The 26615-nt window shown below is 73.6% G+C and carries 3 protein-coding genes; all 3 read left to right on the top strand.

What is annotated here, in order from left to right; translation table 11 throughout:
* The first annotated feature begins 105 nt into the window (after positions 1 to 105).
* Entirely contained in the window at positions 106 to 2364 is a 2259-nt protein-coding gene (locus ABH937_RS34120) for an ATP-binding cassette domain-containing protein (RefSeq protein ID WP_370220485.1), read from the top strand.
* A 107-nt stretch (positions 2365 to 2471) separates the two neighbouring features.
* Positions 2472 to 26393 carry a non-ribosomal peptide synthase/polyketide synthase gene (locus ABH937_RS34115; protein WP_370220484.1) on the top strand — a complete coding sequence of 7974 codons (23922 nt, stop codon included), beginning with the start codon at positions 2472 to 2474 and terminating at the stop codon, positions 26391 to 26393.
* Between the two features lie 5 nt (positions 26394 to 26398).
* Positions 26399 to 26614: an MbtH family protein gene (locus ABH937_RS34110; protein WP_280691824.1), complete on the top strand. Its 216-nt coding sequence runs from the start codon at positions 26399 to 26401 to the stop codon at positions 26612 to 26614.
* Position 26615: the final 1 nt, after the last annotated feature.

The raw sequence follows: 26615 nt of genomic DNA, 5'->3' as shown, positions 1-26615 counted from the left end.
GTCGCAGTGTTCCGCCATGCCCGATGACGGATTTCCAGCGACCCCCGCAAACAGGTGATCGTACACATGCCATCTCTGCTGAGTGCCGCAGCCGGGAATCGTTTCGTGGATTCGGATGTGCGCCCACGCTCGGTCATTCCGGGCCGTCAGCGCTGGGACGTCAAGCCGGTTCTCGGACGGCCCCGGACGGCCGAAGTCCTCGCTGCCACCCTGCGGCGCGTCCCCGGGATCACCGAGGCGCAGGCAAGTCCGGTCACCGGTGGGGTCCTCGTGCGGCACGACGCGCGGGTGCGTGCCGCGGATGTCGGCCGGATCGTCCGCAGAGCGGTCGCCGTGGTCACGCAGGGGCCGACCAGGACAGGACGCCCGGCGCCGGCCCGACCCGCCGCCGAACCTGCTTCGCGTCCGGACCGCGGCCTCGTCGCGCGCCCGGTCCTCGCCGTCGGCGGCGGGGTGGCCGCCGGGATCGCGCTGATCCGAGGGTCGGCGCTGAGCAGGCAGCTGGTGGCACTCGGCGGGGTCGCAGCCGCGACCGTGGCCGTCGTCCGGCAGGCATGGCTCAGAACGGCCGACACGGCCGACGAGCCGGCCGGGATCGGAACCGAACGCCACCCCTTGCTGGAAGTCGTCGGACCGCACCGGCGCCGACTCTTCCGGGCCTCCTCGCTCTCGGTCGCCTGCCAGGTCTCGGAGATGGTGCTCGCCACCTTCCTCGGCTGGACCGCGCTGGTCCTCATCAAGGGCGAGGCCGCGCCGTTGGTCCGCATCGGTCTGACCACCGCGTCCGCCCAACTCTGGGGCCTGGCAGGGCTGGTGGCCATCGCCTGTGCCGCCGTCGCGGGCCTGTCCTACTCCTCGAACCTCCAGTGGCGTCAGCTCGGCCAGGACATCGAGCACGACTGGCGGACCCGGACGTACGACCACGTGCAGCACCTCGAACTGCAGCACCTGGAAGGCGAACGGACCACCCGGATCGCCGGCGTGCTCAACGACGACGTCCGCCAGCTGGGCGCCTTCTTCACCACCTCGGCCAACGACGTGCTCCAGATGGGCACCAGCCTGGCCATCCTGGTGCCGGTGTTCCTGCTGCTGGCACCGCAGATTGCCTGGATCGCCTTCCTGCCCATCCCGGTCATCGCCTGGCTGTCGCTCCGCTACCAGGAGAAGGTCACCGCCGACTACGCCGTCTCCGGTGAGCGCCGGGCCAGGCTGCACAGTCAGCTGGTGAACACGCTGGAGGCCGGCGCCACCGTCAAGAGCTTCTGCACCGAGGACTACGAAGCCGAGCGCATCGACCAGTTGAGTGCGCAGGCCCAGGAGAGCAACGAGCGGACCGACCGGAGCACGATCCGCCACGCCGAGACCGTCCGGGTCTGCACGACCAGCTCGATGGCCGGCACCCTGCTGATCGGCGGCCGGTCGGTGCTCAACGGCAGCCTGCCGTTCGAGGTGTTCAGCCCGTTGATCGGCCTGCCCCAGATGGTGCTGCTGCGGATGAACCGGCTCGGCGGCATCGTCGACCAGTACCAGCGCACGCTCGCCGCCTACGACCGGGTCCACCGGCTGCACGCCCTGCCCGTCGAGGCCGAAGGCACCGGCGGACCGCTCGACACCGGGAAGGTACGGGGCGAGATCGTCCTCGACGACGTGACCTTCGCCTACCCCGGCCGGCCGCCGGTGCTGGAGGACCTCTCGCTGACCATCCCCGCCGGGCAGGTCACCGCCCTGGTCGGTGCCACCGGCTCCGGCAAGACGACGGTCGCCAAGCTGCTGATGCGCTTCCAGGACGCGGAGTGCGGCAGTGTGCTGCTCGACGGGCGGGACGTGCGCGACCTGCCGCGCCGGGACCTGCGCCAGGCGATCGGGTTCGTCGCGCAGGAGCCGTTCCTCTTCGACGGCAGCATCGCCGACAACATCCGCTACGGAAGCTTCGGGGCCTCGGACGAGGCCGTGGTCGAGGCGGCCATGATGGCTGAGGCGCACGCCTTCGTCGCGACGCTGCCCGACGGCTACGACACCCTGATCGGCGAACGCGGTGCCGCGCTCTCGGGCGGCCAGCGCCAGCGGATCGCCCTGGCCCGGGCGATCCTCAAGGACTCACCGGTCGTGATCCTCGACGAGGCCACCTCCGCCGTGGACAACGAGACCGAGGCAGCCATCCAGCGCGCCCTGCGGAGCTTCGCGGCCGAGCGGACCATGGTCGTCATCGCCCACCGGCTCTCCACGGTCCGCCACGCGGACCGGATCTACGTCATGGACAGGGGCGGCGTGGTGGCCGAACAGGGCACCCACGACGAACTCCTCGACCTGCACGGACTCTACGCATCCCTCTGGCAGCTCCAGGCCGGCGATCTCGCCGCCTGACCGCACCGGCCGCGCCACCTGACCACCCACTGCGTGACGTCACCGCGATCCGGTGTGCTCCGGCGCATCCTGCGACCACGCCTGCCCACACTTCTGGAGGTACCCCCTTGTCCCGTCGCGATGGCGAGGCCCTTCCCCTGACAGCTGCCCAGCGCGAGATCTGGCTCGCCGAGCAGCGGTCCAAGGCCCCGATCCCGGGCTACCGCGTCGGCGAGTGCCTGGAGATCCACGGACCGGTGGACCGGGAGCTGTTCGAGACCGCGCTGCGCCGGGTGGTCGACGAGGTCGACGCCCTGCACGTGAGCTTCGTCGACGACGGCGAGGGCCCGCGCCAGGTCCTGCGGGAGACTTGGGACTGGGCGCCGGCGCACCTCGACCTCGGCGGGGAACCCGACCCCCGTGCGGCGGCCCTGGAGTGGATGGAACGGGACCTGCTGCGCCCGCTCGACCTCGCCCGTGACCCGCTGTTCGGGCACGCGCTGATCCGGCTGTCGCCGACCGAGTACCTCTGGTACCTGAACTACCACCACGTGGTGCTGGACGCGCTGAGCAGCTCGCTGGTCCGGCAGCGGGTCGGCGAGGTGTACTCGGCGCTGGCTGAGGGCGGCGCCGTGCCGCCGTGCCCGTTCGGCGCGCTGAGGGACCTGGTCGACAGCGACGCCGCCTACCGCGCGTCCACCGACTTCGCCGCCGACCGCGCCTACTGGACGGAGCGCTTCGCGGACCGGCCCGCCCCCACCCGGCTCACCGACGCCTCCCCGACCGACCCCAACCTGGCCCTCCGGCTGGCCGAGGAACGGGAGCTGCGGCGTCCGGACGCCCTGCGGGCGGCAGCCGACCGGGCCGGCGTCCGGTGGTCCCGGCTGCTGATCGCGGCGACGGCGCTCTACGCCCACCGGCTGACCGGCACCCAGGACGTGGTGCTCGCCATGCCCGTCACCGCCCGCCGGGGCGCCGACCGCGACCTGACGGCCGTGCCCGGCACGATGTCCAACGTGGTGCCGCTGCGGCTGACGGTGCGGCCGGACATGCCCTGGCGCGAGCTCGTCGCCCAGACGGTGCGGGAGGTCGAGACGGCCGTCGCGCACGAGCGCTACCGCAGCGAGGACCTGCTGCGCGACCTCGGCGCGCCCGGCGGCATCGGGACGGCGTTCCCGCTGATCGTCAACATCATGGCCTTCAACTCCCGGCCGAGCTTCGCCGGGCACCCCGCCTCCGTGCACCACTTCGTGTCGGGCTCGACCACCGACCTCGCCGTCTGGGTGTTCGACTACCGGGACGGCAATCCGCCGCTGCTGCGCCTGCACGGCTCGCCGGAGGCGTACGGCCCCGACCACCTCGCCGCCCACCAGCGGCGGTTGCTCGCGCTGCTGGACACCATCGCGGACTGCGACCAGGACATGCCGCTGGGCCGGATCGAACTGCTCACCGCCGAGGAGCACCGCGAGTCGGCGGAGGTCGGCACCGGGCGGGCGGCCCAGGCCCCGGCCGCGAGCCTGCCGGAGCTGTTCCGGGAGCACGTCCGGGCGACCCCGGACCTCACCGCGCTGGTCTGCGGCGACGTCTCGCTGACGTACGCGGAGCTGGACGCCCGGGCCAACCGGCTGGCGCAGGCCATGATCAACCGGGGCGCGGGCCCGGAGCGGCTGGTGGCGGTGGCCCTGTCGCGCTCGGCCGAGCTGGTGGTGGCCGTCCTCGCGGTGCTGAAGACCGGCGCGGCGTACGTCCCGGTCGATCCGGAGTACCCGGCCGCCCGGATCGTCCACCTGCTCGACGACGCCCGACCGACCCTGCTCGTGACCGACTCCCGCAGCGCGCAGCGGCTGCCCGGGGCCGGTCTGGTCGGCCGGCTGGTGCTCGACGACCCGGAGACGGCCGCGCTGGTCGCCGACCGCCCGGCGGCCGACCCGATGGTGGCCGTCGACCCGGGCCACCCGGCGTACGTCATCTACACCTCCGGCTCCACCGGACGGCCCAAGGGCGCGCTGGCGACCCACGGCGGGCTGCTCAACCTGCTCACCGACCTCCGGCAGGTGCAGTTCGCGCCGCTGCTGAAGGAGGGGCGGCGGCTGCGGGTCGCGCTGACCACCTCGGTGTCCTTCGACGCCTCCTGGAACCAGCTGCTCGCCCTCTTCGGGGGCCACGAGCTGCACGTCCTGGACCACGCGACCTGGACCGACCCGGACGCCTTCGTCGACTACGCCGCGCGGAACGCACTGGACTTCGTCGAAGCCACCCCGTCCTACCTCCAAGTCCTGGTCGCCCACGGTCTGTTGAGCGACCCGCGGTGGCGCCCGGCGCTGGTTGCGGCGGGTGGCGAGGCCGTCCCGGAACGGCTGTGGGAGCAGCTGCGGGCGGCCGAGGACGTCGCCTGCCTCAATCTCTACGGGCCGTCCGAGTGCACCGTCAACTCGGTGGCCGCGCTGGTGGGTTCGAGCCCGCGCCCGGTCATCGGCCGACCTGTCACGGGCGCCCGGCTGCACGTGCTCGACGGCGCCCTGCGGCCGCTGCCGACCGGCGCGGCGGGTGAGCTGTACATCGCGGGCGCGGGGCTGGCCCGTGGCTACCTCGACCGGCCGGGCCTGACCGCCGGGCGGTTCGTGGCGGACCCGTTCGGGCCGTCCGGATCGCGGATGTACCGCACCGGGGACCTGGTGCGGTGGAACCCGGACGGGAACCTGGAGTTCCTCGGCCGCAGTGACGACCAGGTCAAGATCCGCGGCTTCCGGGTCGAGCTCGGCGAGATCGAGGCCGTCCTCGCCGAACACCCCCAGGTCGCCCGGGCCGCCGTGACGGTGCGTGCCGAGGCGGAACCCCGCCTGGTCGCCTACGCCGTTCCTGTGGCGGGTCAGGTCGTCCAGCCGGACGCCCTGCGGGCCCGGCTGCGGGAGCGGTTGCCGGAGTACATGGTGCCGTCGGCGTTCGTGGTCCTGGACGCACTGCCGCTGACCCCGAACGGCAAGCTCGACCGCCGGGCCCTCCCCGCGCCCGAGTCGCAGCCCGCCACGCCAGGCCGCGCTCCGCGCACCGCGACCGAGCACCTGCTCGTCGGGTTGTTCGCCGAGGTCCTCGGGGTGTCCGAGCCCGGGCTGGACGACAGCTTCTTCGACCTCGGCGGGCACTCGCTGCTGGCCACCCGGCTGGTCGCCCGGGCGCGGACGACCCTCGGCGTGGAGCTGCGGCTGGGCGACCTGTTCGACGCTCCGACGGTGGCGGAACTGGCGGCGGCGGTGGACGTCGCGGGCCGGGCGCGGCCCGCGCTCGACCGGCGCGAGCGGCCGGAGACGGTCCCGCTGTCCTTCGCGCAACGCCGACTGTGGTTCCTGCACAGCTTGGAGGGCCCGAGCGCCACGTACAACATCCCGCTGGCGCTGCGGCTGTCCGGAAACCTGGACCAGCGGGCCCTGGAGGCCGCCCTGGCGGACGTGGTCGAGCGGCACGAGAGCCTGCGCACCACCTTCCCGACGGTCGACGGCGTGCCGTGCCAGCGGGTGCTGGACCCCGACGAGGCCCGGCCGCGGCTGCGGGTGACCGAGGTCGGCGAGCGCGGGCTGCCTCCCCTGCTGGCGCAGGCGGCCCGGTACGGCTTCGAGCTCGCCGAGGAACCGCCGCTGCACGCCGAACTGTTCCAGCTGGGACCGCAGGAGCACGTACTGCTGCTCGTGGTGCACCACATCGCCGGTGACGGCTGGTCGATGGGGCCGCTCTCGCAGGATCTGACGACCGCCTACGCGGCCCGATCCGACGGAGCGAAGCCGCAGTGGTCGCCGCTGCCGGTCCAGTACGCCGACTACGCCCTGTGGCAGCGGGAACTGCTCGGCGACGCCTCGGACCCGGACAGCCTGCTGAGCGGTCAACTGGCCTACTGGAGCGAGCAGCTGGCGGGCCTGCCCGAGCAGCTGGAACTGCCGTTCGACCGGCCCCGGCCGGCGGCGATGTCCTACCGGGGCGCCCACCTGCCGGTGCGGATCGATGCCGAGCTGCACCAGGGCCTGCGAGCGCTCGCCCGGGACGGCGGGGCCAGCCTCTTCATGGTGCTCCAGGCCGGACTGGCCGCCCTGCTGGGCAAGCTCGGCGCGGGCACCGACGTCCCGATCGGCACGCCGATCGCCGGGCGCACCGACGAGGCCGTGGACGACCTGGTCGGCTTCTTCGTCAACACCCTGGTGCTGCGCACCGACCTGTCGGGCGACCCGTCGTTCACCGAGCTGCTGGGCCGGGTGCGTGCCGACGCGCTGGCCGCGTACGCGCATCAGGACGTGCCGTTCGAGCACCTGGTGGAGGCGCTGAACCCGGCCCGGTCGCTGTCGCACCACCCGCTGTTCCAGACCATGCTCGCCCTGCAGAACGCGCCGCTGGGCGCGTTCGAGCTGCCGGGGCTGCGGGTGGCGACCGACCTGGTCCACACCGGGACGGCCAAGTGCGACCTGACCTTCATGGTGACCGAACAGCCCGGTGCGGACGGGCTGTCGGTCCTGGTGGAGTACAGCACCGACCTGTTCGACGCGGCCACCGTGGCGGGGATCGTCGAGCGGTGGCTCCGGCTGCTGCGGGCCGTGGTCGCCGACCCCGGCCGGCGGATCGGCCGGGTGGACGTCCTGTCCGCCGACGAGCTCCGCGCGCTGCTGCCGGCCGGCGAAGGCCGCGACGGCGAGCTGTCGGTGAGCGGTATCACCGCGCTCTTCGAGCGGCAGGTACGGGCGAACCCGGCCGCGACCGCCGTGGTGAGCGGCGAAGTGTCGCTGACGTACCAGGAGTTGAACGCCCGGGCCAACCGGATCGCGCACGTCCTGATCGAGCGGGGAGTGGGGCCGGAGCAGCTGGTGGCGGTGGCCCTGCCGCGCTCGGCCGAGCTGGTGGTCGCGATCCTCGCGGTGCTCAAAGCCGGCGCCGCGTACGTGCCGGTGGACCCGGAGTACCCCACGGCACGGATCGCCTACCTGCTCCAGGACGCCCGGCCCGCGCTGCTCGTGACGACCAGCCGGATCGGCGACCTGCCGGGCGCGGAGGTGGTGGACCGGCTGCTGCTGGACGCCGAGGGACTGGACGGGCTGCTGGACACGGACCCGGCGGTCCCGGTCGACCCCGGGCACCCGGCCTACGTCATCCACACCTCCGGCTCCACCGGCGACCCCAAGGGCGTCGTGGTCCCGCACCGGAACGTGGTGCGGCTGTTCGACACCACCCGGGAACTGTTCGGCTTCTCCGCCGAGGACGTCTGGACGCTCTTCCACTCCTACGCCTTCGACTTCTCGGTGTGGGAGCTGTGGGGCGCGCTGCTGCACGGCGGCCGGCTGGTGGTCGTGGACCACGAGACCAGCCGCTCGCCCGGCCGGTTCCTGGAACTGCTCGCCCGCGAGCGGGTGACCGTGCTCAACCAGACGCCGTCCGCCTTCTACCAGCTGATCCAGGCGGACGTCGAGGCGCCTGAGACCGGCCGTGAACTCGCCCTGCGCACGGTGGTCTTCGGCGGCGAGGCGCTGGAGCCCGCCCGGCTCGCGAGCTGGTACGAGCGGCACCCGGACGACGGGCCGCGGCTGGTCAACATGTACGGCATCACCGAGACCACGGTGCACGTCACCCACGCGGCACTCGACCGGTCCGGCATCCCGGCCGGCCAGATCGGCACCGCGATCCCGGACCTGCGGACGTACGTCCTCGACGACGGCCTGCGCCCGGTCGCCCCGGGCGTCGCGGGCGAGCTGTACGTCGCGGGCCCGGGCCTGGCGCGCGGCTACCTGAACCGGCCCGGTCTGACGTCCGGGCGGTTCGTGGCCGACCTGTTCGGGCCGGCCGGCTCCCGGATGTACCGCAGCGGCGACGTGGTGCGCCGGGCGGCGGACGGCAGCCTGCGCTACGTCGGCCGGGCCGACCAGCAGGTGAAGGTGCGCGGCTTCCGGATCGAGCTCGGCGAGATCGAGGCGGCACTCGCCGCGCACCCCGGCGTCGCCCAGGTCGCCGTGCTGGCCCGGCAGGACCGGGTGGACGACACCCGGCTGGTCGCCTACCTGGTGCCCGCCACCGGCACCGCACCGCGCCCGGCCGACCTGCGCGCGCACCTGGCCGGGCGGCTGCCGGAGCACATGGTGCCGTCGGCGTTCGTGGTGCTGAACGCGCTGCCGCTGACCGCCAACGGCAAGCTGGACCACCGGGCCCTGCCCGCTCCCGACCTCGCCCCCGCGGGCACCGGCCGCGCGCCGCGCACCCCGCAGGAGCAGGTCCTCTGCGAGCTGTTCGCCGAGGTCCTCGGGGTGGCGCCGGTGGGTGTCGAGGACGGCTTCTTCGAGCTGGGCGGGCACTCGCTGCTGGCCACCCGGCTGGCCGCCCGGATCCGCGCGACGCTCGGTGTCGAGATGGAGCTGCGCACCCTGTTCGAGGCGCCGACCCCGGCCGGCCTGGCCGCCGCCCTGGTGGCCGCCGGTCCCGCGCAGGCGGCGCTGGCGCCGTTCCCGCGGCCCGAGCAGCTCCCGCTGTCGTTCGCGCAGCGGCGGCTGTGGTTCCTGCACCAGCTGGAGGGCGACAGCGGGAACTACCACATCCCCCTGGCCTGGCGGCTGTCCGGCCGGCTCGACCGGGAGGCGCTGCAGGCGGCCGTGACGGACCTGGTGGCCCGGCACGAGGCCCTGCGGACGGTCTTCCCGGTGGTGGACGGCGTGCCGTACCAGCGGGTGCTGGACGTCGTGGCGGCCCGCCCGGGTCTCGCCGTGCGCCGGACGACGGAGGCCGGGCTGTCCGGCGCGCTGACTGTGGCGCTGACCCACCCGTTCGACCTCGAAACCGAACTGCCGCTGCACGCGGAGCTGTTCGAGCTGGCGCCGGACGAGCACGTGCTGCTGCTGGTGCTCCACCACATCGCGGGCGACGGCTGGTCGCTCGGCCCGCTGGCCGCCGACCTCGCAGAGGCCTACGCGGCCCGCTGCCGGGGCGAGGAGCCGCGGCGCGCGCCGCTGGCCGTCCAGTACGCCGACTACACCCTGTGGCAGCACGAGCTGCTCGGCGAGGCCACCGACAGCGGCAGCCCGTTCGCCCATCAATCGGCCTATTGGACAAGGCAGTTGGCCGACCTGCCGGAGCAGCTGCAGCTGCCCGCCGACCGGCCCCGGCCGGCGGTCGCCTCGCATCGGGGCGGTTTCGTCCGGGCCGAGCTGGACGCGGAGCTGCACCGCGGCCTGCGCGAGCTCGCACGCACCACCGGTACCAGCCTGTTCATGGTACTCCAGGCCGGGCTGGCGGCGCTGCTGCACCGGCTCGGCGCGGGCGACGACGTCCCGGTCGGCAGTCTGACGGCCGGCCGGACGGACCAGGCGCTGGACGAGCTGGTCGGCTACTTCGTCAACACCCTCGTGCTCCGGACGGACACCTCGGGCGACCCGACCTTCGCCGAGCTGCTCGCCCGGGTCCGGGACACTGCGCTGGCCGGGTACGCCAACCAGGACCTGCCGTTCGAGTACCTGGTCGAGGCGCTCAACCCGTCCCGGTCGCTCTCCCACCACCCGCTGTTCCAGGTCATGCTGGTGCTGCAGAACAACGTCCGCGCCGAGTTCGCCCCGCCCGGCCTGCGGGCCGCCGAGGTGGAACTGACCACGACCACGTCCAAGTTCGACCTGCTCTTCTCGCTCGCCGAGCGGCACGCGGAGGACGGCTCCCCGGCCGGGATCGACGCGTTCGTCCAGTTCGCGAGCGACCTGTACGACCCGGCCACCGTCGAAACGATGGCCGCGCGCTGGGTGCGGCTGCTGACCGCGGCCGTCGCCGACCCGCAGCAGCGGCTCGGCCGGTTCGACCTGCTGTCCGCCGAGGAGCGCCGCGAGCTGCTGTCGGCCGCCGGTGACCTGGCACACCCGTCGCCCGCCGCGAGCCTGCCCGCCCTGTTCCGGGCCGTGGTCGAGGAACGGCCCGAGGCGGTGGCCGTGGTGAGCGCGGATCTCACGCTGACATACGGTCAGCTGGACGCCCGGGCCAACCGGCTCGCGCATGCCCTGATCTCCCGGGGGGTGGGTCCGGAGCAGCTGGTGGCGCTGGCCCTGCCGCGCTCGGCGGAGCTGGTGGTCGCCATCCTCGCGGTGCACAAGGCCGGGGCCGCGTACCTGCCGATCGACCCGAAATACCCGGCGGCCCGGATCGCGTACCTGCTCGACGACGCCCGGCCGGCCCTGCTGGTCACCACCGTCGGCCTCGACGCGACCCTGCCGGGCGCGGCGGGGCTCGACCGGCTGCTGCTCGACGCCGGAGCCGAGTCGGACGGGCTGGCGGACACCGACCCCGGGATCCACGTCGAGCCCGACAACGTGGCGTATGTGATCTACACCTCGGGTTCGACCGGTCGGCCCAAGGGCGTGATGGTGAGCCACCTCGGCGTGCCGGGTGTGGTGGCCGCGAAGGTCGAGCGGCTCGGCATCGACGCCGGCAGCCGGGTGCTCCAATTCGCGTCAGCGAGCTTCGACGCCTCGGTATGGGAGATCTTCGCGGCCCTGCTGAGCGGCGCGGCCCTGGTGCTGGCGCCCGCGACTGAGCCGGTGGCCGCGCTGACCGACGCAAGTCTCGCGCTCACCCATGTGCTCGTGCCGCCGTCCGTGCTGGCGGCGCTGCGGCCGGAGGACGTGACCGTCTCCACGCTGACGGTGGGGGGTGAGGCGTGCACGCCGGATCTGGTGGCGCGGTGGGCGCCGGGGCGGAAGATGATCAACTCGTACGGTCCGACGGAGACAACGGTGGCCTCGACGATGAGCGCACCGCTGTCGCCAGGGGCGGGTGTGCCGCCGATCGGCCGTCCGATCGCCGGTTTCCGGGCGTACGTGCTGGATGAGCGGTTGTGCCTGGTACCGCCGGGGATGGCCGGGGAGCTGTACGTCGCGGGCCCGGGCGTGGCGCGGGGGTACCTGAACCGGCCCGGGCTCACCGCCGGGCGGTTCGTGGCCTGCCCGTTCGGCCCGGCGGGCCAACGCATGTACCGCACGGGCGACCTGGTCCGCCGGCGCGCCGACGGCGAGCTGGAGTACGTAGGCCGCACCGACGACCAGGTGAAGGTGCGCGGCTTCCGGATCGAACTCGGCGAGATCGAGACGGCATTGGCCGAGCACCCGCGGATCGGCCAGGTCGCCGTGATCGCCCGGAAGGATCGTGCAGAGGACACCCGCCTGGTTGCCTACCTGGTGCCCGCCATCGGGGCGGAGCTCCAGCCGGACGAGCTGCGCGCCCACCTGCGCGAGCGGCTTCCCGACTACATGGTGCCCGCCGCGTTCGTCTCCCTGGACGGCCTGCCGCTGACCGCCCACGGCAAGCTGGACCGCCGGGCCCTGCCCGAGCCGGACGTCACCGGGTTGCGGACCGGGGGGGCTCCGCACACCCCCCAGGAGCAGGTCCTCGCCGGGCTGTTCGCCGAAGTGCTGGGCCTGCCGGAGGTCGGCCTCGACGACGACTTCTTCGACCTGGGCGGGCACTCCCTGCTCGCCACCCGCCTGCTGGCCCGGGTCCGCGCGACCCTGGGCGTGGAGCTGACCCTGCACGCCCTGTTCCGGACCCCGACGGTGGCCGGGCTGGCCGCCGGGCTGGGCGGCGCAGGGCGGGCCAGGCCCGCCATGGAGCGGGCGGCGCGGCCCGACCGGGTCCCGCTGTCGTCCGCCCAACGGCGGCTGTGGTTCCTGCACCAGCTGGAGAACACCGGGTCGAGCTATCACATGCCGCTGGCGTGGCGGCTCTCCGGCCCGCTGGACCGGGTGGCCCTGGAGGCGGCCCTCGGCGACGTCGCCGACCGCCACGAGACCCTGCGCACGGTCTTCCGCGTGGTGGACGGCGTCCCGTACCAGCAGGTGCTGGCCGCCGGGACGGTGCGGCCGGAACTGCCGGTCACCCCGGCCGACGAGACGAGCCTGACGGAGCTGCTGGCCCGCGCTGCCGTGCGCGGCTTCGACCTCGCGGCCGAACCGCCGCTGCGCGCCGAGCTGTTCGAGCTCTCCGCCGACGAGCACGTGCTGCTGCTGGTGGTGCACCACATCGCCGGTGACGGCTGGTCGCTGGGCCCGCTGGCCGCCGACCTGGCCACCGCGTACGCGGCGCGTCGCCGGCACGAGGAACCGCGGTGGGCGCCGCTGCCGGTACAGTACGCCGACTACACCCTGTGGCACGAGCGGCTGCTCGGGGACCGCAACGATCCCACGAGCCTGTTCGCCCGGGAGTCGGCCTACTGGACGGAGCGGCTGGCCGGCCTGCCCGAGCAGATCCGGCTGCCCGCCGACCGGCCCCGCCCGGCGACGGCCTCCTACCGTGGTGGGCACCTGGCGATCGACCTGGACGCGGAACTGCACGGCGCACTGGTGCGCCTGGGCCGGAAGCACGGGGCCAGCGTCTACATGGTGCTGCAGGCCGCGCTGGCGGCGGTGCTGGACAAGCTCGGCGCCGGCGACGACATCCCGGTCGGCAGCCTGATCGCCGGCCGGACGGACCAGGCGCTGGACGACCTGGTCGGGTTCTTCGTCAACACCCTGGTGCTGCGGACCGACACCTCGGGCGACCCGTCGTTCGCCGAGCTGCTGGCCCGGGTCCGGGAGGGCGCGCTGGCCGCGTACGCGCACCAGGACCTGCCGTTCGAGCACGTCGTCGAGGCCCTCAACCCGTCCCGGTCGCTCGCCCGCCAGCCGCTGTTCCAGGTGCTGCTCGCGCTGCAGAACGTGCCCCGCACCGAGTTCGAGCTGAGCGGTCTGGGCGCCGAGATCCTTCTGGTCCGGACGCCCACGGCGATGTTCGACCTCGGCTTCCACCTGCTGGAGCGCGGCTCTGCCGGCGGGCCGGCCGAGGGCATCGTCGGGCGGGTCGAGTACAGCACCGACCTGTTCGACCACACCACGGTGGAGGCGCTGGTCGCCCGGTGGCTGCGCCTGCTGGCGGCGGTGGTCGCCGAGCCGGACCGGCCGCTGAGCCGGATCGACGTCCTCACCGCCGAGGAGCGGCACGAGCTGCTGGTGGCACGCAACGACACCGCCCGACCGGTTCCCGCCGACGCCCTGCCGGCCTTGTTCGAGGCACAGGTCCGGGCGACCCCGCAGGCCCCGGCGGTGGTGTTCGAGGACACCGTGCTGACGTACCGCGAGCTGAACCGCCGGGCCAACCGCCTGGCGCACGCGCTGATCGCCCGGGGGGTGGGGCCGGAGCAGGTCGTCGCCCTGCGGCTGCCGCGCTCGGCCGAGCTGGTGGTCGCCGTCCTCGCGGTGCTCAAGACGGGGGCTGCGTACCTGCCGATCGACCCGGACTACCCGGCCGCCCGCATCGCGTACATGCTTCAGGACGCGCGGCCGGCCGTCGTCCTCGACGACCTCGCGGCCGTCACACCGGACGGGGAGCAGCCGGAGCACGATCCGGCCGTCTCCGTGGACCCGCGGCACCCGGCCTACGTCATCTACACCTCCGGCTCCACCGGCCGGCCCAAGGCCGTGGTGATGCCCGCCGCCGGCCTGCTGAACCTGCTGGCGTGGCACCACAACGCTGTCGGCGGCGAACCCGGCACGCGCACCGCGCAGTTCACCGCGATCAGCTTCGACGTCTCGGTGCAGGAGCTGCTCTCCGCGCTGCTGTACGGCAAGACCCTGGTCGTGCCGACCGAGGAGCAGCGCCGCAGCGCCGAGCTGTTCGCGCACTGGCTCGACCGGCACCAGGTCGCCGAGCTGTTCGCGCCCAACCTGGTGGTCGAGGCGCTGGCCGAGGCCGCCGAGGAGGCCGGGCTGGAGCTGCCGAGTCTGCGGTTGGTCGCACAGGCTGGCGAGGCGATGCGCCTCGGCGGCGCGGTGCGCCGGTTCCAGGCCCGTCGCCCGGGCCGGACGCTGCACAACCACTACGGGCCCGCCGAGACCCATGTGATCACCGCCTACCTGCTGCCGGCCGACCCCGCCGACTGCCCGCTGCCGGTGCCGATCGGCCGACCGATCGCCAACTGCCGCGCGTACGTGCTGGATTCGGCCCTTCGGCCGGTCGCCCCGGGGGTGACGGGCGAGCTGTACCTGGCCGGGGCGGGGCTGGCCCGCGGCTATCTGAACCGGCCTGGGCTGACGGCTGGGCGGTTCGTGGCCGACCCGTACGGTCCGGCAGGCTCGCTGATGTACCGCACCGGGGACCTGGTCCGCTGGCGCGCCGACGGCGAGCTGGAGTTCGCCGGCCGGGTGGACCACCAGGTGAAGGTGCGTGGTTTCCGGGTCGAGCCGGGCGAGATCGAGGCGGAGCTGACCGCGCACCCGGGCGTCGCCCAGGTCGCGGTGCTCGCCCGCGAGGACAAGCCGGGCGAGACCCGGATCGTCGCGTACGCGGTGGCCTCGACGCAGCAACCGGCCACCGGGGAGGCACTGGCGGCGTACCTGCGCGAGCGGGTGCCGGACTACCTGGTGCCGTCGGCGTTCGTGCTGCTGGACGCGCTGCCGCTGACGCCGAACGGGAAGCTGGACCGGGCGGCGCTGCCCGCTCCCGACCCCGGCTCGGCCGGAGCCGGGCGGGCGCCGCGCACCCCACAGGAGCAGATCCTGTGCGAGCTGTTCGCCGAGGTCCTGGGCCTGCCGCGGGTCGGGGTCGACGACGACTTCTTCGACCTCGGCGGGCACTCCCTGCTCGCCACCCGCCTGATGTCGCGGGTCCGGGCGACTCTCGGCGTCGAGCTGGAGTTGCGCGGCCTGTTCCGGACGCCGACGCCCGCCGGGCTCGCGGCCGGGCTGCACGGCGCGGGCACCGCGCGGCAGGCCCTGGTGCCGCGGCCCCGTCGCGAGCCGATGCCGCTGTCGTTCGCCCAGCGCCGACTCTGGTTCCTCCAGCAGTTCGGCGCACCGAGCGCCACCTACCACATGCCGCTGGCGCTGCGGCTGTCCGGCGACCTCGACCGGGCCGCCTTGAGCGCCGCGCTCGCGGACGTGGTGGCCCGGCACGAGACCCTGCGTACGGTCTTCCCGCAGACGGCCGGAATCCCGCACCAGCGAGTGTTGGACGCCGCCGAGGTCGCCGTCCCGCTGACGGTGCGTGCGGCCGGCGAGGCTGAGGTGCCGGCCCTGCTGCGCGAGGCGGCGGTGCGCGGCTTCGACCTGACCTCGCAGGTGCCGCTGCGGGCCGAGCTGTTCGCGGTCGCGCCGGACGAGCACGTGCTGCTGCTGGTGATGCACCACATCGCCGGTGACGGCTGGTCCATGGGCCCGCTGGCCCACGACCTCGCCACCGCCTACGCCACCCGGCAGGGCGGCGGGACACCCGCATGGCCGGCGCTGCCGGTGACGTACGGCGACTACACCCTGTGGCAGCACGAGATCCTCGGCGACGAGCACGACGCCGACAGCGTGTTCGCCCGCCAGGTCGGCTACTGGAGCGAGGCGCTGGCGGGGCTGCCCGAGCAACTGCAGCTGCCTGTCGACCGGCCGCGTCCGGCCGCCATGTCGTACGGCGGCGACCTGCTGGACATCCGGATCGACGCCGAACTGCACGCTGCTCTGGCGGAGTTGGCGCGGCGATCGGGTGCGACGCTGTTCATGGTGCTGCAGGCGGGTCTCGCCGCGCTGTTCACGCGGTTGGGTGCGGGGACGGACGTTCCGATCGGGAGTCCGATCGCGGGGCGTACGGATGAGGCGCTGGACGAGTTGGTCGGGTTCTTCGTCAACACGCTGGTGCTGCGGACGGACACGAGTGGTGATCCGTCGTTCGTCGAGTTGTTGGGTCGGGTGCGGGAGACGGCGCTGGAGGCGTTCGCGCACCAGGACGTGCCGTTCGAGCACCTGGTGGAGGTGTTGAACCCGTCCCGGTCGCTGTCGTACCACCCGCTGTTCCAGACCGGGCTGGTCGTGCAGAACGCGCCGGGCGGCGACTTCGACCTCCCCGGCCTCCGGGTCTCCGGGGTGGCAGTGCCCACCGGGACTTCGCGGCTCGACCTGACCTTCGGCCTCGCGGAGGAGTACGGGCCCGACGGCGCGCCGGCCGGGCTCAGCGGCGCGGTCGAGTACAGCACCGACCTGTTCGACCGCGCGACGGTCGAGACGTTGGTCGCCCGCTGGACCAGGCTGCTGGCCGCGGTCGCGGTCGCTCCGGACCAGCGGATCGGCAGGATCGACCTGCTGTCCGCCGAGGAGAGCGGTGAGCTGCTCCCCGCCGTGGAGGAGGGGGAGGCCACGGCGAGCCTGCCGGAGCTGTTCGCGGTGCGGGTGGCGGCGGTGCCGGATGCGGTCGCGTTGGTGTGCGGCGGTTTGGAGTTGACGTATCGGGAGTTGAACGCTCGGGCTAACCGGTTCGCGCATTCGCTGATCGCTCGGGGTGTGGGGCCGGAGCAGTTGGTGGCGGTGGCGTTGCCGCGGTCGGTGGAGTCGGTGGTGGCGGTCCTGGGTGTGTTGAAGGCCGGGGCGGCGTACCTGCCGGTGGATCCGGCGTACCCGCGGGCGCGGATCGCGTTCATGCTGGAGGACGCGCGGCCGGTGGTGGTGGTCGACGATCCGGCGCTGGTGTCCGAAGGGGACTGGCCGCAGACCGATCCGGAGATCGCGCTGGATGTCCGGCATCCGGCGTACGTGATCTACACCTCGGGCTCGACCGGCCGCCCCAAGGGCGTGTCGGTGAGCCACGCCGGCGTGTCGGGCCTGGTGGCGGCGCAGGTCGAGCGGCTCGGCGTGGTGCCCGGCAGCCGGGTGCTCCAGTTCGCCTCGCCCAGTTTCGACGCGTCCTTCTGGGACCTGTGCAGCGCCCTGCTGACCGGTGCCGCCCTCGTCCTGGCCCCGACCGAGGCCCCGCTGGAGGCCCTGACGGACCGCCGGCTCGACGTCACCCATGTGACGCTGCCGCCCTCGGCCCTGGCCGCGCTGGACGGCGCCGAGCTCACGGCCACCACGCTGGTGGTGGCGGGTGAGGCCTGCTCGCCGGAACTGGTGGCCCGGTGGGCGCCGGGGCGGCGGATGGTCAACGCGTACGGTCCGACGGAGACGACGGTGTGCGCGACGATGAGCGAGCCGCTGTCGCCGTCGGCCGGTGTGCCGCCGATCGGCCGACCTGTCGCGGGCTTCCGGGTGTACGTGCTGGACGAGCGGCTGCGGCCGGTGCCGCCGGGGGTGGTGGGGGAGCTGTACGTCGCGGGGCCGGGTCTGGCGCGCGGCTACCTGAACCGGCCGGGTCTGACGGCGGGACGGTTCGTCGCCTGCCCGTTCGGCGCGGACGGGGAGCGCATGTACCGCACCGGCGACGTGGTGCGCCGGCGCACCGACGGCCAGCTGGAGTACGTCGGCCGGGCCGACGACCAGGTGAAGGTGCGCGGCTTCCGGGTCGAGCCCGGCGAGGTCGAGGCGGCCCTGGCCGAGCACCCCGCCGTCGCGCGGGCCGCCGTCCTCGCCCAGGACGACCGGCTCATCGGCTACGTGGCCGTGCGTCCCGACGTGGCGGTTCGCCCTGACGAGCTGGCCGCGCACCTGCGCGGCCGCCTGCCGGATTACCTGGTCCCGGCCGTCTTCGTGGTGCTGGACGCGTTGCCGCTGACGCCGAACGGGAAGCTGGACCGGGCGGCGCTGCCCGCTCCCGACCTCGGCTCGGCCGGAGCCGGGCGCGTGCCGCGCACGCCGCAGGAGCAGATCCTGTGCGGGCTGTTCGCGGAGGTGCTCGGGCTGGCGCAGGTCGGTGTCGACGACGACTTCTTCGAGCTGGGCGGGCACTCCCTGCTCGCCACCCGGCTGGCCGCGCGGGTGCGCTCGGTCCTCGGCGTGGAACTGGAGCTGCGCGCGCTCTTCCAGGCGCCCACCGTGGCGGGCCTGGCCGCAGCGCTGAGCGAGCCGGGCCGCGCCCGCCCGGCGCTGACCGCGCATCAGCGGCCCGAGGCTGTGCCGCTCTCCTTCGCCCAGCGCAGGCTCTGGTTCCTGCACCGGATGGACGGCACCACCGCGACCTACCACATTCCGCTGGCGCTCCGACTGACCGGGACGCTCGACCGGGCGGCACTGGACGAGGCACTGGCCGACGTGGTGGCCCGGCACGAGAGCCTGCGGACGGTCTTCCCGGAGGTCGACGGCGTACCGTGCCAGCTCGTCCTGCACCCCGGCGCGGCCCGGCCCAGGGCGCGGCTGACCGAGGTGTCGGAGGCCGAGCTGACGGAGCGGCTCACCGAGTTCGCCCGGCAGCCCTTCGACCTGGCGGCGGAACCCCCGCTGCGGGCGGAGCTGTTCGCGGTCGCGCCGGACGAGCACGTGCTGCTGCTGGTGATGCACCACATCGCCGGCGACGGCTGGTCCACCGGGCCGCTGGCCCGCGACCTGGCCGAGGCGTACGCGGCCCGGTGCGAGGGCCGCTCGCCGGGTTGGTCGCTCCTGCCGGTCCAGTACACCGACTACACGCTGTGGCAGCGCGACCTGCTCGGTGACGCAGCCGACCCGGAAAGCCGGTTCGCCGAACAGCTCGACTACTGGAAGCACCAGTTGGCCGGTCTGCCGGAGCTGCTCCCGCTGCCCACCGACCGGCCGCGGCTGGCCGTCGCGGGCTGGCGCGGGGACCAGGTCGGCCTGCAGCTGAGCCCCGAACTGCACGCGGCGCTGACAGAGTTGGCGCGGCGTACCGGCACCAGTCTGTTCATGGTGTTGCAGGCGGGTCTCGCCGCGCTGTTCACGCGGTTGGGTGCGGGGACGGACGTTCCGATCGGGAGTCCGATCGCGGGGCGTACGGATGAGGCGCTGGACGAGTTGGTCGGGTTCTTCGTCAACACGCTGGTGCTGCGGACGGACACGAGTGGTGATCCGTCGTTCGTCGAGTTGTTGGGTCGGGTGCGGGAGACGGCGCTGGAGGCGTTCGCGCACCAGGACGTGCCGTTCGAGCACCTGGTGGAGGCGTTGAACCCGTCCCGGTCGCTGTCGCACCACCCGCTGTTCCAGACCATCCTGGCCGTGCAGAACGCGCCGATGGGCCGGTTCTCGCTGCCCGGCCTGGACGTCGCCACCTACGCGGTGGCCACCGGAACCGCCAAGTTCGACCTCGGTCTGAGCCTCGCCGAGCAGTTCGGTCCGGACGGCGGTCCGGCCGGGATCGTCGGGGGGGTGGAGTACGCCACCGACCTGTTCGACCGGTCGACGGTCGCCGCCCTCGCCCGGCGCTGGACGCTCCTGCTGGAGACGGTCACCGCCGATCCGGAGCAGCCGATCGGAGGGATCGACCTCCTCGACACGGACGAGCGGCACCAGTTGCTGGAGCGGGGCAACGCGACAGCCCGTGAGGTGGGCGCCGTCCCGGTGCCGCAGGCCTTCGCGGTGCGGGTGGCGGCGGTGCCGGATGCGGTCGCGTTGGTCTGCGGCGGTTTGGAGTTGACGTATCGGGAGTTGAACGCTCGGGCTAACCGGTTCGCGCATTCCCTGATCGCTCGGGGTGTGGGGCCGGAGCAGTTGGTGGCGGTGGCGTTGCCGCGGTCGGTGGAGTCGGTGGTGGCGGTCCTGGGTGTGTTGAAGGCCGGGGCGGCGTATCTGCCGGTGGATCCGGCGTACCCGCGGGCGCGGATCGCGTTCATGCTGGAGGACGCCCGTCCGGTGGTGGTGGTCGACGATCCGGCGCTGGTGTCCGAGGTCTCCGACTGGCCGGAGACCGATCCGGTGGTCGCGCTGGATGTCCGGCATCCGGCGTACGTGATCTACACCTCGGGCTCGACCGGCCGCCCCAAGGGCGTCGTGGTCGGCCACGGAGGCGTGGCCAGTCTGGTGGCGGCCCAGATCGAGCGGTTCGCGATCGAACCCGGCAGCCGGGTGCTCCAGTTCGCCTCGCCCAGCTTCGACGCCTCGGTGTCGGAGATCTTCACCGCCCTGCTGCGCGGCGCGGCCCTGGTGCTGCCCGCAGCCGAGCCGGTGGCCGCGCTGACCGATCCGGGCCTGGCGGTCACCCACGTGACCGTGCCGCCGTCCGTCCTGGCCGCCCTGCCGGAGGACTCGCTGTCCGTGTCCACGCTGGTGGTGGCGGGTGAGGCATGCCCGCCGGAACTGGTGGACCGCTGGGCGCCCGGCCGGCGGATGGTCAATGCGTACGGTCCGACGGAGACGACGGTGTGCGCGACGATGAGCGACCCGCTGTCCCCGGCGACGGGTGTGCCGCCGATCGGCCGTCCGATCGCCAACGCCCGCGTGTACGTGCTGGACGAGCGGCTGCGGCCGGTGCCGCCGGGCGTGCCGGGGGAGCTGTACGTGGCCGGCGCCGGGCTGGCGCGCGGGTACCTGAACCGGCCCGGTCTGACGGCGGGGCGTTTCGTCGCCTGTCCGTTCGGCAACGACGGCGAGCGGATGTACCGCACCGGCGACGTGGTGCGCTGGCGCACCGACGGCCAGCTGGAGTACGTCGGCCGCGCCGACGACCAGGTGAAGGTGCGCGGCTTCCGGGTCGAGCCCGGCGAGGTCGAGGCGGCCCTGGCCGAGCACCCCGCCGTCGCCCGGGCCGCCGTCCTCGCCCAGGACGACCGGCTCATCGGCTACGTCGTCCCGCGTCTGGAGGCGCTCCGGGACAGCGGCCACGAAGCCGACCACGTGAGCGAGTGGCAGGGCATCTACGACGCCCTGCCCATCACCCCCGAGGAAGCCGTCTTCGGCCAGAACTTCGTGGGCTGGAACAGCAGTTACGACGCGAGCCCGATCCCGGTCGAGCAGATGAGGCAGTGGCGGGACGCGACCGTCTCCCGCATCCTGGCCCTGCGCCCCCGCCGGGTGCTGGAGGTCGGCGTCGGCACCGGTCTGCTGCTCTCGCAGATCGCGCCGCACTGCGAGACGTACTGGGCGACGGACTTCTCCGCGACCGCGATCGACGCGCTGGCCGCCCAGGTGGCCCGACAGGAGGACCTGGCCGAGCGCGTCGTGCTGCAGACCCGCCCGGCGCACGACACCGACGAACTGCCCACCGGGACGTTCGACACCATCGTGATCAACTCGGTGGTGCAGTACTTCCCGTCCGCCGAGTACCTCGCGGACGTGATCGCGAAGCTGATGCGGCTGCTCGCCCCCGGCGGCGCGCTCTTCATCGGCGACGTCCGCAACCTGCGGCTGCTGCGCCCGCTGGCCACGGCCGTCCAGCTGCACCGGACCGCTGCCGACGCCGACCTCGCGACGGTGCGCCGCGCCGTGGAGCAGGCCCTCCGGGTCGAGAAGGAACTTCTCGTCGACCCGGACTTCTTCACCGCCCTGCGGGAGCACGGAACGAACATCGGTGCGGTGGCCGTGGAGGTCAAGCGCGGCCGGCACCACAACGAACTGAGCCGCTACCGCTACGACGTGACGCTGCACAAGTCGCCGGCCGCCCCGGCAGCCACGAGCCGGCCGGTCGAGCTGGAGTGGGGGCGGCAGGTCGCCGGCCTGGCCGGGCTGCGCGAGCTGCTCGGCCAGCCGCTCGCGGACGTGCTGCGGGTCACCGGGGTGCCCAACCTCCGGGTGGCGCGGGAGTCCGCCCTGGCCCGCGCGGTGCAGAACGGGGACAGCTCGCTCGCCGAGCTGCTGGAACAGCTGCACGCCCCGGAGGAGGGCGTCCTGCCCGACCCGGACGACTTCCACGAGCTCGGGCGGGAGTTCGACCTCCGGGTGGGAGTCACCTGGTCGCCGACGCAGGCCGACGCCGTGGACGTCGTCTTCGCCGACCTGCGGGCGCACCACGGCTGCCCGGTCGAGCCGTACCTGCCGGCCCGGGCCACCGGCAGGACCCTTTCGTCGCTGACCAACCGTCCGACCGACAGCCGCGACACCGCCGCCCTCATCGGCGAACTCCGCGACTGGCTGCGCGGGCGGCTGCCCGACTACCTGGTCCCGTCGGCGTTCGTGGCACTGGAGACGCTTCCGCTGACGGCCAGCGGCAAGCTCGACCGCCGCGCACTGCCCGCTCCCGACCTCGGTTCGGTCGGAGCCGGGCGGGCGCCGCGCACCCCGCAGGAGCAGCTCCTCGCCGAGCTGTTCGCCGAGGTGCTCGGGCTGGCGCAGGTCGGTGTCGAGGACAGCTTCTTCGACCTGGGCGGACACTCGCTGCTGGCGACCCGCCTGGCCTCCCGGGTCCGGGCGACCCTCGGCGCGGAGCTGGAGGTCCGGACGCTGTTCGAGACCCCGACCGTGGCCGGGCTGGCGGCCCGTCTCGACGGCTCCGGAACGGCGCGGCCCGCGCTGACCGCCCAGCCGCGCCCCGAGCTGCTGCCGCTGTCCTTCGCGCAGCGCCGCCTGTGGTTCCTGCACCGGATGGACGGGCCGAGCGCCACCTACAACATGCCGCTCGCACTGAGCCTGACCGGCGGACTCGACCGGTCGGCCCTGCACGCCGCGCTGGCGGACGTGATCGCCCGGCACGAGAGCCTTCGGACGGTCTTCCGGGAGACGGACGGCGTGCCGTACCAGGTCGTGCTGAGCGCTTCGCAGGCATACCCGGAGCTGCCGGTGGTCGAGTTCGACGAGAGCCGGCTGGCCGAACGGCTGGCGGACACGGCCCGCCGCGGCTTCGACCTCGCCGCAGAACCGCCGGTCCGGGCGGAGCTGTACGCGCTCGCCCACGACCGGCACGTGCTGCTGGTCGTGGTGCACCACATCGCCGCCGACGGCTGGTCGATGGGCCCGCTCTCCGGCGACCTCGCGGCGGCCTACGCGGCGCGCTGCCGGGGCGATGAGCCGCAGTGGTCCCCGCTGCCGGTGCAGTACGCCGACTACACCCGTTGGCAACGCGATCTGCTCGGCGACGCCGCCGACCCGGAGAGCCTGTTCGCGCGGCAACTGGCATACTGGAAAGATGAGTTGACCGGTATGCCGCAGCAGGTGCAGTTGCCCGCCGACCGGCCCCGCCCGCCGGTGGCCTCCCAGCTGGGCGACCGGGTCGTGGTCAGGATGGACGCCGAACTGCACCAGGCCCTGCGGGACCTGGCCGCCGAGCGCGGCGCCAGCCTGTTCATGGTGCTCCAGGCCGGCCTCGCCGCGCTGCTCACCCGGCTCGGTGCCGGCACGGACATCGCGATCGGCAGCCCGATCGCCGGCCGTACCGACCAGGCGCTGGACGAGCTCGTCGGCTTCTTCGTCAACACCCTGGTGCTGCGCACCGACACCGGCGGCGACCCGGGCTTCGCCGAACTGCTCGGCCGGGTGCGGCAGAAGGCGCTCACCGCGTACGACCACCAGGACGTGCCGTTCGAGTACCTGGTCGAGGTGGTCAACCCAGTGCGGTCGCTGGCCCACCACCCCCTGTTCCAGATCATGTTGGCCCTGCAGAACGCGCCGCTGGGCGAGTTCGCGCTGCCGGGGCTGGAGACCGGCCACCTGGAGGCGCCGACCGGAACCGCGCGGGTCGACCTGACCTTCAGCCTGGCCGAGCAGTTCCGCCCGGACGGCGGCCTCGACGGCCTGATCGGCGCGGTGGAGTACGCCACCGACCTGTTCGACGCGCCCACCGTGGAGCTGCTGTTCGACCGCTGGGCGCGGCTGCTGCGCACGGCGGTCGCCGACCCGGACCGGCCGATCAGCCGGATCGACGTCATGTCCGGCGAGGAACGCCGCCGGCAGCTGTCCGAGTCCACGGGCGTCGCCGCCGAGCTGCCCGAGGCCGCGGTACCGGAACTGTTCGCCCGCCAGGTCCGGGCCACCCCGGACGCCGTGGCGGTCGTGGCCGGCGGCACCGAGCTGACCTACCGGGAACTCGACATCCGGGCCGATCACCTCGCTCGGGCGCTGATCCGTCAGGGCGTGCGACCGGAGACACCGGTCGCGGTCATGCTGGAGCGCTCGGCGGAGCTGGTCGTGGCGATCCTGGCGATCATCAAGGCGGGCGGCGCCTACGTGCCGCTCGACTCGCGCTTCCCGTCGTCCCGCATCGACCTGATCCTGCGGGAGACCGGGGCCGCGCTGGTGCTCACCGAGGACGTGCTGACCGCGCTGCTCCGGGCCGAGCCCGACCCGTCCGAACTCGAAGTCCCCTGCGACCCCCGGCAGCTGGCGTACATCATGTACACCTCCGGATCCACCGGGCGGCCGAAGGGCGTGGCCGTCACCCACCGCGACGTGGTGGGCCTCGCGCTCACCCCCGAATGGCGCGGCGGCGGACACGAGCGGGTGCTGATGCACTCCCCGACCGCCTTCGACCTCTCGACGTACGAGCTGTGGGTGCCGCTGCTCAACGGCGGCCGGGTCGTGGTCGCACCGCCCGAGCGGCTCGACCTCGACCTGCTGCAGCAGACGGTCAGTGAGCACCGGGTGACCGGGCTGTGGCTGACAGCCGGCCTGTTCCGCCTGGTCGCCGAGGAGCGGCCGAGCCTGCTCGCCGGGGTTCGCGAGGTCTGGACCGGCGGTGACGTGGTCTCCCCGGCCGCCGTCGCCCGGGTGCGCGCGGCCTGCCCCGGCATCGAGGTGGTCAACGGCTACGGGCCGACCGAGGCCACGACCCTGGCCACCTGGCACCCGGTGCGCACCCTCTGCGAGGACGCCGCGACCGTGCCGATCGGTGCTCCGATGGCCAACATGCGTGCCTACGTGCTCGACGAGCACCTGCGGCCGGTGCCGACGGGCATGGTCGGCGAGCTGTACCTCGCGGGAGTGGGCGTGGCCCGCGGCTACCTCGGCCGCCCGGGTCTGACGGCCGAGCGGTTCACCGCGGACCCGTACGGGCCGGCCGGGAGCCGGATGTACCGCACCGGCGACCTGGCGTGGTGGCGGGCCGACGGTGGGCTCGAGTTCGCCGGACGGGCCGACCACCAGGTCAAGCTGCGGGGCCTGAGGATCGAGCCCGGCGAGATCGAGGCCGTGCTCGCGAGCTGCCCGGGCGTCGCCCAGGCGGCCGTGGTGGCCCGCGAGGACCAGCCGGGCGACAAGCGGCTCGTCGGCTACCTGGTGGCCGCCCCCGAGGGGGTGCCCGAGGCGGGCGAGCTGTCCGACCGGCTGCGCCGCGAACTGCCCGACTACATGGTGCCGTCGGCGTTCGTCACCGTGGACGTGCTGCCGCTGACCGCCAACGGCAAGTTGGACCGGGCCGCCCTGCCCGCCCCCGACTACGGTGCGCCGGGCGGCGGACGCGGCCCGCGTACGCCGCAGGAGCAGCTGCTGTGCGACCTGTTCGCCGAGGCCCTCGGCCGGGAGCAGGTGCGGATCGACGACAGCTTCTTCGACCTGGGCGGGCACTCGCTGCTGGCGGCCCGCCTGGTCTCCCGGGTCCGCGAGACCCTCGGCATCGAGGTGGGCCTGCGCACGCTGTTCGAAGCGCCGACCGTGGCCGGGCTCACCGAACGCCTGGTCATGAACGACCCGGGCGACGCGCTGGACGTGGTGCTGCCGCTGCGCACCACCGGGAACGGGACACCGCTCTTCTGCATCCACCCCGGCGGCGGCATCAGCTGGTCGTACAGCGGGCTGCTGAACCACGTCGGTCCCCAGCATCCGCTCTACGCGATCCAGGCGCGCGGCCTCGGCCGGCCCGAACCGCTGCCGGCGTCCTACGAGGAGATGGCGGCCGACTACGTCGACCAGATCCGCAAGATCCAGCCGGAGGGCCCGTACCTGCTGCTCGGCTGGTCCGCCGGCGGGCTGATCGCCCACGCGGTCGCCTGCGAGCTCCAGTCGCGCGGTGAGCGCACCGCACTGCTGGCGATCCTCGACGCCTACCCGGTGAAGGACGTGCAGTTCGAGGAGGTGCCGGTGCCCACCGAACGGGACGTGCTGGTCGGTGTGCTCGACGTCGACCCGGACGAGCTGGGCGACCGGGCGCTGACCTACGGCGAGGTCGCCGAGGTCCTGAACCGGCGGGGCAGCGCGCTGGCCGGCCTGACGGAGCGGCAGATCGAGGTCATCGTCCAGATCATGATCAACAACGCGAAGCTGGCGGTCGACTTCGTCCCCCGAAGGTTCGACGGAGACCTGCTGCTCTTCAACTCCACGATCGACCGGACCGAGGACAACGCCGGGCCCGGGATCTGGCGCCCCTACATCGCCGGCCGGATCGACTCGTACGAGATCGCCACCCGGCACAACCGGATGACCCAAGCCGGCTCGCTGGCCCAGATCGGACCGATCCTGGCCGCCAAGCTCGCCGAGGCCACCGAGGCCACTGGTGTCACCCCAACCCACAACCAGGAGGACTGATTCCCATGACCAACCCCTTCGACGACCAGGACGGCACCTTCCTCGTGCTCGTCAACCCGGAGAACCAGCACTCGCTGTGGCCGCAGTTCGCGGACGTCCCGTCCGGCTGGACCGTCACCCACGGCCCCGACACCCACGCCGCCTGCCTGGAGCACGTCGAGCAGTCCTGGACCGACATGCGGCCCAAGAGTCTCGCCGACGCCATGGAAGCCCAGCGGTAGC

This window comes from Kitasatospora sp. GAS1066B (genome assembly GCF_041262605.1).
Classification (GTDB): Bacteria; Actinomycetota; Actinomycetes; order Streptomycetales; family Streptomycetaceae; genus Kitasatospora.
Note: the sequence above shows the minus strand (reverse complement) of the source record. Positions and strands in the feature narration are given on the sequence as shown.

Bases quoted from the DNA above. Each gene is read 5' to 3' on its own strand.
- ABH937_RS34110 (WP_280691824.1), top strand. From the start codon at position 26,399: ATGACCAACCCCTTCGACGACCAGGACGGCACCTTCCTCGTGCTCGTC.